Below are 13195 nucleotides of genomic sequence, written 5' to 3' on the forward strand. Positions count from 1 at the left end.
ACAACGTGACCGTAACTCTGGGCATGCCAACCGCTCCGGCCCGTCCGCTCGGCACGCGGCGGCACAGCCGGCAGATCCACGTGGGCAACGTCCTGGTCGGGGGTGACGCTCCGGTCTCCGTTCAGTCGATGTGCACCACGTTGACGTCGGACGTCAACGCCACGCTGCAGCAGATCGCACAGCTGACAGCGTCGGGATGCCAGATCGTCCGGGTCGCGGTGCCAAGCCAGGACGACGCCGACGCCCTCGCCGCGATCGCCCGCAAGTCCCCGATCCCGGTGATTGCCGATATCCACTTCCAGCCCAAGTACGTCTTCGCCGCGATCGACGCGGGCTGCGCCGCGGTCCGGGTCAACCCCGGCAACATCAAGGCTTTTGACGACAAGGTCGGGGAGATTGCTCGCGCGGCGAAGGCCGCCGGCGTTCCGATCCGGATCGGGGTCAACGCGGGTTCACTCGACAAGCGGCTGTTGGCGAAGTACGGCAAGGCCACGCCGGAGGCGCTGACGGAGTCGGCCTTGTGGGAATGCTCGCTGTTCGAGGAGCACGACTTCCGTGACATCAAGATCTCGGTGAAGCACCACGACCCGGTCGTCATGATCCAGGCGTACCGGCTGCTCGCCCAGGCCTGCGACTACCCGCTGCACCTCGGTGTCACCGAGGCCGGACCGTCCTTCCAGGGCACGGTCAAGTCCGCGGTCGCCTTCGGGGCCCTGCTCGCCGAGGGAATCGGTGACACGATCAGGGTGTCGCTGTCGGCACCGCCGGTCGAGGAGGTGAAGGTCGGCACCGCGATCCTGGAGTCCCTGGGACTTCGGCAGCGTAAGCTCGAAATCGTATCCTGCCCTTCCTGCGGTCGGGCTCAGGTCGATGTCTACACCCTTGCCAATCAGGTCAGCGCCGGTCTCGAGGGCATGGAGGTCCCGTTGCGCGTCGCCGTCATGGGCTGCGTCGTGAACGGGCCGGGCGAGGCCAGGGAGGCCGATCTCGGCGTCGCATCCGGGAACGGCAAGGGTCAGATCTTCGTCCGAGGTGAGGTCGTGAAGACCGTTCCGGAGGCGCAGATCGTGGAAACCCTCATTGAGGAAGCCATGCGGCTGGCCGAGGAGATGGCGGCGGACGGCACCCCGTCCGGCGAACCCTCGGTTTCCGTGGGTTNACCGGTTCGACCGGATGGGCCTACCTCTGCGGTCCGCGCCGACCCGTCTGCTTGACGACAGGGATCTTCCGGCCGTCCGCGAGCTCTTGGCCCGCAACCCGGTCGCCGATGTGTTCGTCGCATCTCGGGTCGAGGCGGCGGGGCTCGACCCGTGGCGTCTCGGCGCCGAGATGTGGGGGCACACCGTGGACGGCCGCCTGGTCGCCCTGTGTTATTCCGGCGCCAACCTCTGGCCCGTGGCGGCGGGCCCCACCTCGGCGAGACTGTTCGCCGAGCGGGCCCGCCGGCAGGGACGGCGCTGCTCGTCCATCGTCGGCGTCTCCTCCTCGGTGACGGCGATGTGGAAGCATCTGGAGCCGACCTGGGGGCGGGCCCGAGAGGTACGGGCCGACCAGCCCCTGCTGGTGATCGACCGCCCGCCGCGGGTCGCCCCCGATCCGGCGGTGCGTCCGGTGCGCCCGGACGAGCTGGACGTCATCCTGCCGGCCTGCATCGCCATGTTTACCGAGGAGATCGGGGTGTCCCCGGTGCTCGCCGACGGCGGCGCCCTTTACCGCGCCCGCGTCGCCGAGTTTGTCGGTCAGCGGCGTTCCTTCGCCCACATCGCCGACGGCCGGGTGCTGTTCAAGGCCGAGATCGGCGCCGTCGCGGGCGACGTCTGCCAGATCCAGGGCGTCTGGGTCGACCCGGCGCTGCGTGGGCGCGGCCTCGGCGCCGCGGGAACCGCGAGCGTGGTCGCGCTGGCGCGGGCCGCCTTCGCCCCGCGGGTCAGCCTGTACGTCAACGACTTCAACCATGCCGCCCGCCGAGTCTACGACCGGGTGGGCTTTCAGCGGGTCGGGACCTTCGCGTCGATCCTGTTCTGAGGTCGATCCCGGTCTGAGAGCGTCCCGGACCCGCTCCTATGGTGTCCGGGGCCTCTGCGCTCCAGCGAAAAAAATGTCTGTTTTGTCGGATATGTGCTCCTGTCTGGTCAAAGATATTGCAGATCGATGTCATCGTGATGAAGCCACCTGGCCAGGATGGGCACCATCTGGCATGCTTACCATCCCGATGACTTCGATCGACTTGCATGGCGCGGGTGTCAGCCCGCGTGAGGGGGTATCTATGAGGCCGAGCAGACTGTGGCGTGCAGCGACGCCACTCATCGCCGCGGGGGCGCTTGTACTGGCGGTGGTGGGNTGCTCGAGTGACGACGGGGNCTCCCAGACGGTCGCCTCGAACGGCCAGATCACCGGCACCCTACGGCTCGGGTACTTCCCGAACCTCACCCACGCGCCAGCTCTCTACGGCGCCGAGAAGGGGATCTTCGCCAAGGACCTCGGCTCTGGAGTCACGCTCAAGACATCGACCTTCAACTCCGGCGTGCAGGAGGCGGAGGCGATTCTGTCCGGCGCCATCGATGCCGGTTATATCGGTCCCAACCCGGCGGTCAACAGCTTCATCAAGTCGCACGGGGAGGCGGTGCGGATCGTCTCCGGCGCTACCTCGGGTGGTGCGTCGCTGGTGGTCAAGCCTGAGATCACCTCCGTCGCGCAGCTCAAGGGCACCACGCTCGCCACCCCGAGCCTGGGCAACACCCAGGACGTGGCGCTGCGGTACTTCCTCAAGAAGAACGGGCTGAAGACCGACACCCAGGGTGGGGGTGATGTCTCCATCAAGCCCCAGGACAACACCGTGACGGTGGACGCCTTCGCCAACAGGGCCATCGACGGGGCCTGGGTGCCCGAGCCGACGGCCTCCCGGCTCGTCGCAGCGGGGGGCAAGGTGCTCGTCGACGAGGCCGACGAGTGGCCGGAGACCAAGGGCCAGTTCGTCACGACGGTGCTTCTGGTGAGCACGGACTATCTGAAGAAGAACCCGGAGATCGTCCGCCGGCTCATCACGGCGAATGTGGAATCGATCAACGCGCTCAACGCCGACCGTGACGCCGGCGCGAAGGTCACCAACACGGCGCTGGGCAAGCTGAGCGGCAAGCCGCTGTCCGACAAGATCCTCACCTTGGCCTGGAAGGGGCTGACCTTCACTCCGGACCCGATCGCGGCGTCCCTGTTCACCTCGGCAAAGCACCAGGAGGAGCTCGGCCTCATCAAGAACCCGAAGCTCGACGGTCTGTTCGATCTGACGGTCCTCAACGAGATCCTCGCCAAGCAGGGCAAACCGACGGTCGCCGACTCCTGACCCGCGGCACCCGGCGGTAGCCGGGCCGGCTGAACCTCGGTCCGAGACCACAGGGCGACGACCAGGCCGGGGTGTCGATCATCGATGCCCCGGCCTGGTCCGTCCGTCCATCCGTCCATGCACACCGGCCGCATACACCGCGACGGGGGAATGAACCATGACCGCTGTACTCGCCGACACCGCTGTACTCGCCGACACCGCTGTACCCGCCGACACCGCGCTGCGCATCCACCGCGTCAGTCGGGTCTTCGGATCCGGGCCCGCCAGCGTCAAGGCGCTCGACGACGTCTCCCTGGACGTCCGGGCGGGCGAGTTCGTCTGTCTCCTCGGCGCGTCCGGCTGTGGGAAATCGACCCTGCTCGGCTTGGTCGCCGGTCTCGACCAGCCGTCTGTGGGCGTCGTCGACACCACCGGCCGGCGGGTTGGGATGATGTTCCAGGACTCGGCGTTGCTGCCCTGGCTGACCGCGGGCGGCAACGTCGAGGTGCCGCTGCGGCTGCGGGGGATCGGCAAGGCCGAGCGGCGGGACCGGGTCGAGAGTCTGCTCGCGATGGTCCGGCTCGCCGGTATGTCCGCGAAGCGCCCCCATGAGCTGTCCGGCGGCATGCGCCAGCGGGTGAGCCTGGCTCGGGCCTTCGCGCAGGAGGCCGACATCCTGTGCATGGATGAGCCGTTCGGTGCGCTCGACGCGATGACCCGCGATCTGCTCCACGACGAACTTGAACGGATCTGGCGGGAGACGGGGGTCACCGTCATCTTCGTCACCCACGATGTGCGTGAGGCGGTCCGGCTCGGTGACCGCATCGTGCTGCTGTCCTCCCGGCCTGGCCGGGTCGCGGAGATCTTCGACGTCGACCTCGACCGCCCCCGCCGGATCGACTCCACCCACGTCTCGGAGCTCGCCACCAAGGTGACCGCGCGGCTACGCGAGGAGGTCGGCCGCCATGGCCACTGACGTCAGCGTCTCCAGCGATAAGAGTGTCCTGCTCGGCGAGGCGGGTAAGTCCTTCGACGTCGACACGGCCCTCGCCGGCCTCGACGCGCTGGACATCCCGACCGCGCAACGGCGGCCGTTCGCGGTCCGCGTCTGGGCGGCCAGCTGGCCGAAGCTCGGCGCTCTGCTCCTGTTCCTGCTGCTCTGGCAGATCGTCGTCTGGAGTGGCTGGAAGCCCAGCTATGTGTTGCCCGGCCCGGGCGAGGCACTGGGCGAGTTCGTCGACCAGCTGGGCAGCGGACACTTCTGGGACGCCCTCGCCCGCACCCTGGTCCGGGCCCTGGAGGGATACGCTCTCGCCGTGCTCATCGGCACCGTGGTCGGGATCGCGGTGTCCCGCTTCGGAGTCCTGCGTACCGCGGTGGGATCGTTCATCACCGCGGTGCAGACGATGCCCTCGATCGTCTGGTTCCCGCTCGCCGTCCTGCTGTTCAAGCTCAGCGAGTCCGCAATCATGTTCGTGNTGGTGCTCGGGGCGGCGCCCTCGGTGGCCAACGGCGTCATCTACGGCGTGGACTACGTGCCGCCTCTGCTGGTCCAGGTCGGCCGCAGCATGGGCGCGCGTAGCCTGTCCCTCTACCGGTACGTCGTGGTACCGGCGGCCCTGCCCTCGGTGCTCGCGGGCCTGAAGCAGGGCTGGGCGTTCGCTTGGCGCAGCCTGATGGCCGGCGAATTGCTGGTCANCGTTCCGGGGCATCCGTCCGTCGGAGCTGACCTGCAGAATGCCCGCGAACTACTCGACACGGTCGGGGTACTGGCCTCGATGATCACGATTTTCGTGATCGGGGTGCTCATCGACGCCGGGTTCAACGCGGCGGACCAGCGGATGCGGCAGCGCCGTGGGCTGGTTGCGGAGGGTACGACGGCGGTCCGGGCAGCTCGGCGTCGCCGGAGCGGCAGCGCCGACGGGTCCGCCGCGGCCGCCACCACGGCCACCTCCTCCGCCGGAGGCGGCACGGACGCCCCCCGTCCCGAGAGGGCTGGCTGAGGAAGTCCCGATTCCCCGGCCGGCAGGTTCGTTGGCCGGCAGGTTCGTTGGCCGAGCCGGCGGCGGGAACAGCGCCCGTCGGCGCGGGGCCGTGCCTCGCCCGGTGCCGACCCGGCCCACCCATTCGGCGAGGACCGGCGGCAAAATGGATGCATGCAGATCTCCGCTCGCGCCGACTACGCATTGCGCGCACTCCTGACGTTGGCCGCGAGCAACGGTCGGCTCGTCAAGGGCGAGGCGCTTGCCGCGGCGCAGGATCTGCCGCTGCGCTTCCTCGAGAACATCCTCACCGATCTACGCCGGGCGGGGCTGGTCCAGAGCCGCCGGGGCGCGGACGGGGGATACCAGCTGAGCCTTCCCCCCGAGCGGATCACCATCGCCACGGTGATCCGGGCGACCGACGGTCCGCTCGCCAGCGTGCGGGGCCGGCGTCCTGAGGACACGAATTACGACGGCGCGGCCAAGCACCTGCAGGATGTGTGGATCGCGGTTCGAGTGAACCTGCGGCGGGTGCTGGAGGCCGTGACCCTCGCCGACGTGGCGAGTGGTCAGCTTCCGGACATCGTGACCACCCTCGGCTGCGATCCCGACGCGTGGGTCACCCGCTGACGGGAGCGGCCCGGCCTCCCTGGACGCCAGGTCATGTCCCCGGTAGCGCGCGGCTCGCGGCTGCCAGCGGCATGCCGGCCGCGATGCGGGCCCGCTGCGCGCGTACGGCGGTGCCGGTCAGCGCGTCCAGAGCCAGCGCACGGACGTCCCCGACGAGCACAGCGACAGCGTCGTGGGCCGCCATGGCGCAGGCGTCCTCGATCCTGGCCAGGAGGGCCAGTGCCGCCCCGATGCCCTCCGGCGCGACGGGGAGCCGATAGGCGGGCAGTGCCGGTGGCGCATCCCCGCCGCGGGCCCGGATCGCGGTGATGAGGTCGTCGCGCAGCGCCTGGTGCGCCAGACAGCTCAGTCGCGCGAGCTCGCGCGCCTGAGCCGCGGCCGGGCCGAGCGGCGCGACGGCACCTCCTGCCGCCGCGGTGGCGTAGACCGCGGCATGCGTGGCCGTGAGCATCGTGACCAGTGCCGCGACGCCCGCGGGATCCGGGTGCTCGGTTGCGGCGGTCGATTCCGTGGGGGTCGCCGACGCCGGATCGCCCGATGGTGTGTCGGCGGTCATCCGGACACCCGGCTCGCAGCGAGGGCCAGCAGCTCCGCATGCGCGGTCCCGGCGGCGCACATGCTCGCCAGCAGGGACGCGAGCGGACCGCCCGCGCGCAGGCAGTCGGTGCGGGCGGCGTTCGTCGCCGCACCCTCCATCCCGGTCAGGGAGGCGAGGGTGGCGGCGCGGGCCGTGGGTGACTCGTTGACGAGCTGCGCCGTTCCCGCCGTCCCGGCGCCGTCACGCCCGATCGCCTGGGTCGGGGTGGCTGCCTGGGTCGGGGTGGCTGCCTGGGTCGGGGTGGCTGCCTGGGTCGGGGTGGCTGCCTGGGTCGGGGTGGCTGCCTGGGTCGGGGTGGTCGCCTGGGTCGGGGTGGCCGGTGCGGAGCCCGGGAACTGTTCGGCCAAGGTCCGGAGCTGGACCTCGTGATGGGCCCGCAGCGTGTCGAACAGGGGACGCAGGGACGGGTGGCGCTCGGCCGCCGTCCGGTACGCCGCGGCCAGCGCGGCCGCCCGGACGGCGGCGGCCCTCGCCGCCCGGCGGTCGTCGCCGTCCGGACCCACCGCGGGACCGGTCCGATTCGTCGTGACCGTGGTGCTGCAGCCGGCGGCCTCGAATCCGGCAAATCCGGCGAATCCGGTAAGGGCAAGGCTGGTCAGCCCGGTGAGGAGCCGTCGTCGGGAGGCGTGGGTGAGGTTCGCCGGATCCACCGTCGCAGCTTTGCACATCCCCTGCTGTCGTCCGGAGCGCCGTGTGGTCCGCGCGGCCTGATCCGGTTACCCCCGGGTCGCGACGGACCCCGGTCGGGGCGGACGTAGGCTATGGATCTCACCCGGGATGCCGTCGCCCCGGGGCGGCCCAGCCCGGCGGGACCGTCGGCGGTCGGTCCTCGCTGTTCGACGGTGCCGCGGGTCGGGTCGACGAGGGTCGCACGGCTTGATGGCGCCGGCCGAACCTGGGTATCGCCCCCGGGGGATGACAACGTAGCGGCCGGCCTACGGCGTGGGGAGCGACGTCGTGGGTTCGGCGGATGATCAGGCATCGCGGATGCGGGAAGGGACGGTCGAAGTGGTAGGGGCGGGGGAGGCCGGCCGCGCGCGTGACCGGAGCCCATCCGGATCGGCCCGCGGGCGCGGCGGCGTTCGGACGGCGCTGCGGGCTCGGCTGGCGGCTGGCCTCGCCGACGCGGGCTTCGATCTCGAGGATGTGACGGTCACACGGGCCGGATCGCGCAGCGTGGTGCGGGTGGTGGTGGACCGCGACGGAGGAGTCGACCTGGACGCGGTCGCGGACGCCAGCCGGCTCGCCTCCGAGCTGCTTGACGCCGCCGAGACCGACGGCCAGGGCCTGGTCGCCGGGCCTTATGTTCTCGAGGTCACCTCACCGGGCGTCGAACGGCCGCTGACCGAGCCTCGGCACTGGCGCCGCGCGATCGGCAGGCTTGTCACGGTACGTGATCGAGACGGCATCGTCCTCGCCGGGCGTGTCCTGTCCGCCGACGAATCGGGGGCGGATCTGGCGGTGGCGACGGATCCCGCGCGGCCCGGACGCCCCCCGCGTCGGCGGCTCGCGCGGGTGACCTTCGCACAGGTGGCCCGGGCTACCGTCGAGGTCGAGTTCTCGGCCGAGGCGTATGATGATCTTTCTATCGAGTCGGTGGAGACGCCGTCTTTGTCCGCCGTGTTGGTGGAACCCGGCGAGACAGCCGATCTCGGGTACGGAGAGCCGGACGACGATCTTCCGGCGGCGCCGGGGAGGGAATCCAATGACGACGGCCGGGAGGCCGGCCCCCGGGGCGCGGCCGGTAAGGAGATGACCCGGTGAAGCTCGACGTGGCCGCGCTGCGCGGAATCGAGCGGGAGAAGGACATTGCCTTTGACACCTTGGTGCAGGCGATGGAGACGGCCCTGCTGACGGCTTATCACCACACGGCCGGGTCCGCGCAGGACGCCCGGGTGGTGATCGACCGGACGACCGGAGATGTCTCCGTCCTTGCCCGGGAACAGGGCCCGGACGGCACCAGCCGGGAGTACGACGACACCCCGGCGGACTTCGGGCGGATCGCGACCATGACCGCCAAACAGGTGATCATGCAGCGGCTGCGCGAGGCCCAGCAGGAGGTCACCTACGGCCAGTACGCCGACCGGGAGCACGAGATCGTTTCCGGTGTGGTGCAACATCACGAACAGCGGGCCGGCTCCAGGGTCGTGCTCGTCAATCTCGGCACCGTCGAGGGTGTCCTGCCGCCGGCCGAGCAGGTCCCCGGCGAGCGGCTTGAGCACGGCGACCGAATCAAGTGTTATGTGGTGCACGTCGCGCGGGGGCCGCACGGACCCACGGTGACGTTGTCCCGCACCCATCCCGAGCTGGTGAAGGGGCTGTTCCGGCTGGAGGTGCCCGAGGTCGCCGACGGCACCGTGGAACTCGCCGCGATCGCCCGCGAGGCCGGGCATCGCAGCAAGATAGCGGTGCGGTCCCGGGTGGCCGGGGTCAACCCCAAGGGCGCGTGCATCGGGCCGATGGGCAGCCGGGTGCGTGCCGTCATGGCCGAACTGCGGGGCGAGAAGATCGATATCGTTGACTGGTCGGCCGACCCGGCAACCTTCGTCGGGAGCGCGCTGTCTCCGGCCCGGGTGGCCCGGGTCGAGGTGACGGATCCGGCGAGCCGCTCGGCGCGGGTGGTGGTGCCCGATTACCAGCTGTCGTTGGCCATCGGGCGTGAGGGGCAGAACGCCCGCCTCGCCGCCCGGCTGACGGGGTGGCGCATCGACATCCACTCTGACACCGAGGACTCCGGCGAGGGCGGTGGGAGCGGATCCGAACGGGACTCCGCTGGAGCGCCTCGACGATCGGGACCAGCTACGGTGCCGCGGCGATCACCTGCCGCGGGTGGCCATTCTCGGGGCCAGGCNGGATAGACTTACGATGGCGCGTCGTGCGGAGCCCGTCCGTACCTGTGTCGGATGCCGAAGCCGTGCGTCGAGTTCTGACCTACTGCGTATCGTCGTAGAAGGCGGCGAGCTTCTGCCGGATGCTCGTCGTCGGATGCGTGGTCGGGGTGCGCACGTGCATCCTGATCTTGCGTGCCTCGATCTCGCGGAGCGTCGCAAGGCGTTCTCACGAGCACTGCGGGTGTCAGGCCCGCTCGGGTCGAAGCAGGTCAGGCTGTATCTGGAGCGGTTTCGCCCGCGGTAGCCGGTCCCTCCGGGAGCGGTCCGCCGTAGTCGCGCCAGGCACAGGGAGATACCAGGTAAAGATGGATGGATGGAACGGGCGGACCGCGGCAGCGGGCCGGCCGGGTCAGACGGAGTGGGTACCCGCGCCAGCGGCATCCGCTCCCACAGGCGGCGCCAACAGACGTCGACAGGGAAGCAGGTCGAGACAGCGATGACCGCTCAATGAGCACCCAGCCATGATCACGACCGGCAGGTAACGAGGTCACGCGGGCACGGACCGCGGGCCGAACGAAGGAGCACCGTGGCAGGAAAGGCCCGCGTACACGAGCTCGCCAAGGAGCTTGGTGTCGACAGTAAGACCGTGCTCGCCAAGCTCAAGGATCTCGGCGAGTTCGTGAAGTCCGCTTCGTCCACTGTCGAGGCACCCGTCGTCCGCAAATTGAAGGAAGCGTTCCCCGCCGACGGCGCACCCACTTCCCCGGGCCGGGCCACCAGCCGTCCGGGACCGCCGGGTGGCGGCGCTCGTCCGACCCCGCCGTCCCGTCCTGGTCTGGCGCCTCGGCCCGGTCCGCGCCCGGTTCCCGGGCGGCCTGGTCCCCTCGGCCGGCCCGGTCCGGCGACCCCGGCGCCGTCCCCCTCGCCCGCGTCCCCGCCGCTACCGGCCTCCCCGGTGCAGGCTTCGCCGGTGCAGGCCTCCCCGGTGCAGGCTTCGCCGACGTCTGCACCCGCCGCTCCCCGTCCGGCCGCGGCCTCCGCCGTGCCCGCGCCGCCGATGCCGTCCGTGCCGTCCGCTCCCTCCGGGCCGCGACCCGGGCCGAACGCGCCGCGTCCCGGTGCCCCGCAGGGCGGTGGCCGTCCGCGTCCCGGCACCCCGGTTCCTCCCTCGGGTCCCACCGCTGGCGGTCCGACCGCAGGCGGTCCGACCGCTGGCGGTCCGACCGCTGGCGGTCCGACCGCAGGCGGCCCCCGGCCCGGGCCGCGTCCCGGACCCCGGTCGGCTGCGCCCGGTAACAACCCCTACACGACGCCGTCCGCTGGGCCGCGTCCGTCCGCTGGGCCGCGTCCGTCGGCCGGGCAGTCGGGTCCGCCATCGACGCCCACTCCCCGGCCCAGCGCCCCGCGGTCGGGTACCCCCCGGCCAGGTACCCCCCGGCCGGGTGGACCGCGCCCCGGTGGCACCGGTGCCGGTGGTCCACGGCCCACTCCCGGCGGGATGCCACCACGTCCCGGCGGTCCACGGTCAGGAGCGGGGGGCGGCATGCCGCCCCGCCCAGGNGGCACCGGGGGGCCGCGCCCCAACGCGAACATGTTCCAGCCTCGGCCCGCCGGTGGCCCTCCCGGACGCCCGGGCGGTGGTGGCGCGCCCGGTCGTCCCGGCGGTGGTGGCGCGCCCGGTCGTCCCGGCGGTGGTGGCGCGCCCGGTCGTCCCGGCGGTGGCGGCGGTCCGCGTCCCGGCGGATTCGCCGGGCGGGGTGGTGCGCCCGGTCGTCCCGGTGGTGGTGGCGGCGGTGGTGGTGCGCCCGGTCGTCCCGGTGGTGGTGGCGGCGGTGGCGGTGCGCCCGGTCGTCCCGCGGCCGGCGGCCGTGGCCGCGGTGGGACCACGGCGGGCGCCTTCGGCCCCGGTGGCCGTGGTCGCCCCGGTCGCCAGCGCAAGTCCAAGCGCGCGAAGCGGCAGGAATGGGAGAGCGGGCTCGAAGCGCCGCGCATGGGCGCGATGGTGCCCCGCGGCAACGGGCAGGCCATCCGGCTTCCCCGTGGCGCCTCGCTGGCCGATTTCGCCGACAAGATCGACGCGAACCCGGGCGCTCTGGTCCAGGTCGTGTTCACCCAGCTCGGCGAGATGGTGACCGCGACCCAGTCCTGCACCGACGAGACGCTGCAGCTGTTGGGTGTCACGCTCGGCTACGAGGTCCAGATCGTCAGCCCGGAGGACGAGGACAAGGAGCTTCTCGAGAGCTTCGACCTCTCCTTCGGCGGGGAGTACGGCGACGACGTCGAGCTCAGCTCCCGGCCGCCGGTCGTGACCGTCATGGGTCACGTCGATCATGGTAAGACGAAACTGCTGGACGCCATCCGCTCCACCGACGTGGTCGGGGGCGAGGCCGGTGGTATCACCCAGCACATCGGTGCCTACCAGGTGCGGGCCAAGGTCGACGGCGACGAGCGTCCGATCACCTTCATCGACACTCCGGGCCACGAGACCTTCACGGCCATGCGGGCCCGCGGTGCGCAGGTGACGGACATCGTGGTCCTGGTCGTGGCCGCCGACGACGGGGTGAAGCCGCAGACCATCGAGGCGCTGAACCACGCCCAGGCGGCCGGCGTCCCGGTCGTGGTGGCGGTCAACAAGGTCGACAAGGAGGGCGCCGACCCGGCCAAGGTGCGGGGTCAGCTCACCGAGTACGGCCTGGTGGCGGAGGAGTACGGCGGCGACACGATGTTCGTTGACGTCTCCGCCCGCAACCGGACGAACATCGACGGCCTGCTCGAGGCGATCGTCCTGACCGCCGACGCATCCCTGGACCTGCGGGCTCCGACCGAGGTCGAGGCGCAGGGTGTCGCCATCGAAGGTCGGCTCGACCGGGGCCGGGGTCCGGTGGCGACCGTGCTGGTCCAGCGCGGCACGCTGAGGGTCGGTGACTCGGTCGTCGCCGGCGAGGCGTTCGGTCGGGTTCGGGCGATGCTCGACGAACACGGTGGTCAGGTGGTCGAGGCGGGCCCGGCCCGACCCGTCCAGGTCCTGGGGTTCACCAGCGTTCCCGACGCGGGTGACAACTTCCTGGTGGTGCCCGAGGACCGGGTGGCCCGTCAGATCGCCGAACGGCGTCAGGCCCGCGAGCGTAACGCGGAGCTGGCGCTGAGCCGGGGCCGTCCGACGCTGGAGACGATCCTCGAGCGGATGAAGGAGGGCGAGAAGACCCAGCTCAACCTCATCCTCAAGGGCGATGTGTCCGGTTCGGTCGAGGCGCTCGAGGACGCCTTGCTCAAGATCGATGTCGGTGACGAGGTCGGTCTGCGGATCATCGACCGTGGGGTCGGCGCGATCACTGAGACCAACGTGATGCTGGCGTCGGCGTCCGACGCGATCATCATCGGCTTCAACGTCCGGCCGCAGGGCAAGGCGACGGAGCTGGCCGACCGTGAGGGCGTCGAGGTCCGGTACTACTCGGTGATCTACCAGGCTATCGAGGACATCGAGAACGCCCTGAAGGGCATGCTCAAGCCCGTCTACGAGGAAGCGCAGCTCGGTACCGCCGAGGTCCGCGAGGTCTTCCGCGTGCCGCGGATCGGCAACGTGGCCGGCTCTCTGGTCCGTTCCGGCGTCATCCGGCGGAACACCAAGGCCAGGCTCATCCGCGACGGCGTCGTCGTGGCCGACAACCTCACGGTCGAGTCGCTCAAGCGTTTCAAGGACGACGCGACGGAGGTCCGCGAGGGCTACGAGTGCGGTATCGGTCTCGGGTCGTTCAACGACATCAAGATCGATGACGTGATCGAGACGTTCGAGCAACGGGAGGTTCCCCGCGCCTGAGCACGTCCGCGGCCGGTG

General features: G+C 71.0%; 12 protein-coding genes. 10 read left to right on the forward strand and 2 right to left on the reverse strand.

The genetic code is table 11. From position 1 onward, the window contains the following. Positions 1–5: 5 nt before the first annotated feature. The 6 genes from ispG to ALLO2_RS09830 all read left to right on the forward strand — a co-directional run bounded on the left by ispG (position 6) and on the right by ALLO2_RS09830 (position 5931). Positions 6–1214 carry a flavodoxin-dependent (E)-4-hydroxy-3-methylbut-2-enyl-diphosphate synthase gene (gene ispG / locus ALLO2_RS09805; RefSeq protein WP_051875048.1) on the forward strand — a complete coding sequence of 403 codons (1209 nt, stop codon included), beginning with the start codon at positions 6–8 and terminating at the stop codon, positions 1212–1214. Further along, positions 1174–2025, forward strand: a complete 852-nt coding sequence (locus ALLO2_RS09810) for a GNAT family N-acetyltransferase (RefSeq protein ID WP_011437948.1) — start codon at positions 1174–1176, stop codon at positions 2023–2025. The genes ispG and ALLO2_RS09810 overlap by 41 nt, the downstream gene beginning before the upstream one ends. A 241-nt stretch (positions 2026–2266) precedes the next feature. After that, a complete protein-coding gene (locus ALLO2_RS09815; RefSeq protein WP_035731415.1) occupies positions 2267–3340 on the forward strand; it encodes an ABC transporter substrate-binding protein in 1074 nt (357 codons plus the stop codon). 157 nt (positions 3341–3497) lie between these two features. Continuing rightward, the gene (locus ALLO2_RS09820; RefSeq protein WP_011437946.1) at positions 3498–4295 is read left to right on the forward strand and encodes an ABC transporter ATP-binding protein; all 798 of its coding nucleotides are present in this window, start codon (positions 3498–3500) and stop codon (positions 4293–4295) included. Beyond that, positions 4285–5322, forward strand: a complete 1038-nt coding sequence (locus ALLO2_RS09825; protein ID WP_035731333.1) for an ABC transporter permease — start codon at positions 4285–4287, stop codon at positions 5320–5322. Before ALLO2_RS09820 ends, ALLO2_RS09825 begins: the two co-directional genes overlap by 11 nt. 153 nt (positions 5323–5475) lie before the next feature. Beyond that, positions 5476–5931, forward strand: coding sequence for an Rrf2 family transcriptional regulator (locus tag ALLO2_RS09830; RefSeq protein ID WP_011437944.1), 456 nt, complete (start codon positions 5476–5478; stop codon positions 5929–5931). A 31-nt stretch (positions 5932–5962) separates the two neighbouring features. On the opposite strand, the gene ALLO2_RS09835 is transcribed toward ALLO2_RS09830, so the two are convergent. Next, positions 5963–6487 carry a DUF4439 domain-containing protein gene (locus ALLO2_RS09835; protein ID WP_011437943.1) on the reverse strand — a complete coding sequence of 175 codons (525 nt, stop codon included), beginning with the start codon at positions 6485–6487 and terminating at the stop codon, positions 5963–5965. Next, positions 6484–7197 (reverse strand): hypothetical protein, encoded by a 714-nt coding sequence (locus ALLO2_RS09840; protein ID WP_023840220.1) that lies wholly within the window; start codon positions 7195–7197, stop codon positions 6484–6486. The genes ALLO2_RS09835 and ALLO2_RS09840 overlap by 4 nt, the downstream gene beginning before the upstream one ends. Positions 7198–7486: 289 nt before the next feature. On the opposite strand from ALLO2_RS09840, the gene rimP reads away from it, so the two are divergent. The 4 genes from rimP (at position 7487) to infB (ending at position 13177) form a co-directional block, all read left to right on the forward strand. Next, complete coding sequence (gene rimP, locus ALLO2_RS09845) at positions 7487–8293, forward strand: ribosome maturation factor RimP (protein WP_011437941.1); 807 nt, start codon at positions 7487–7489, stop codon at positions 8291–8293. Next, positions 8290–9387 (forward strand): transcription termination factor NusA, encoded by a 1098-nt coding sequence (gene nusA / locus ALLO2_RS09850; RefSeq protein WP_011437940.1) that lies wholly within the window; start codon positions 8290–8292, stop codon positions 9385–9387. Before rimP ends, nusA begins: the two co-directional genes overlap by 4 nt. A 7-nt stretch (positions 9388–9394) precedes the next feature. Next, positions 9395–9664 (forward strand): YlxR family protein, encoded by a 270-nt coding sequence (locus ALLO2_RS24290; RefSeq protein ID WP_011437939.1) that lies wholly within the window; start codon positions 9395–9397, stop codon positions 9662–9664. A gap of 282 nt (positions 9665–9946) precedes the next feature. After that, positions 9947–13177 carry a translation initiation factor IF-2 gene (gene infB / locus ALLO2_RS09855; protein WP_035731338.1) on the forward strand — a complete coding sequence of 1077 codons (3231 nt, stop codon included), beginning with the start codon at positions 9947–9949 and terminating at the stop codon, positions 13175–13177. The last annotated feature ends 18 nt before the right edge of the window (positions 13178–13195 follow it).

The organism is Frankia sp. Allo2 (assembly GCF_000733325.1).
Taxonomy (GTDB): domain Bacteria; phylum Actinomycetota; class Actinomycetes; order Frankiales; family Frankiaceae; genus Frankia; species Frankia casuarinae.

Bases quoted from the DNA above. Each gene is read 5' to 3' on its own strand.
- ALLO2_RS09810 (WP_011437948.1), top strand. From the start codon at position 1,174: ATGGGCCTACCTCTGCGGTCCGCGCCGACCCGTCTGCTTGACGACAGG.
- ALLO2_RS09820 (WP_011437946.1), top strand. From the start codon at position 3,498: ATGACCGCTGTACTCGCCGACACCGCTGTACTCGCCGACACCGCTGTA.
- ALLO2_RS09830 (WP_011437944.1), top strand. From the start codon at position 5,476: ATGCAGATCTCCGCTCGCGCCGACTACGCATTGCGCGCACTCCTGACG.
- ALLO2_RS09835 (WP_011437943.1), bottom strand. From the start codon at position 6,487: ATGACCGCCGACACACCATCGGGCGATCCGGCGTCGGCGACCCCCACG.
- ALLO2_RS09840 (WP_023840220.1), bottom strand. From the start codon at position 7,197: ATGTGCAAAGCTGCGACGGTGGATCCGGCGAACCTCACCCACGCCTCC.
- ALLO2_RS24290 (WP_011437939.1), top strand. From the start codon at position 9,395: ATGGCGCGTCGTGCGGAGCCCGTCCGTACCTGTGTCGGATGCCGAAGC.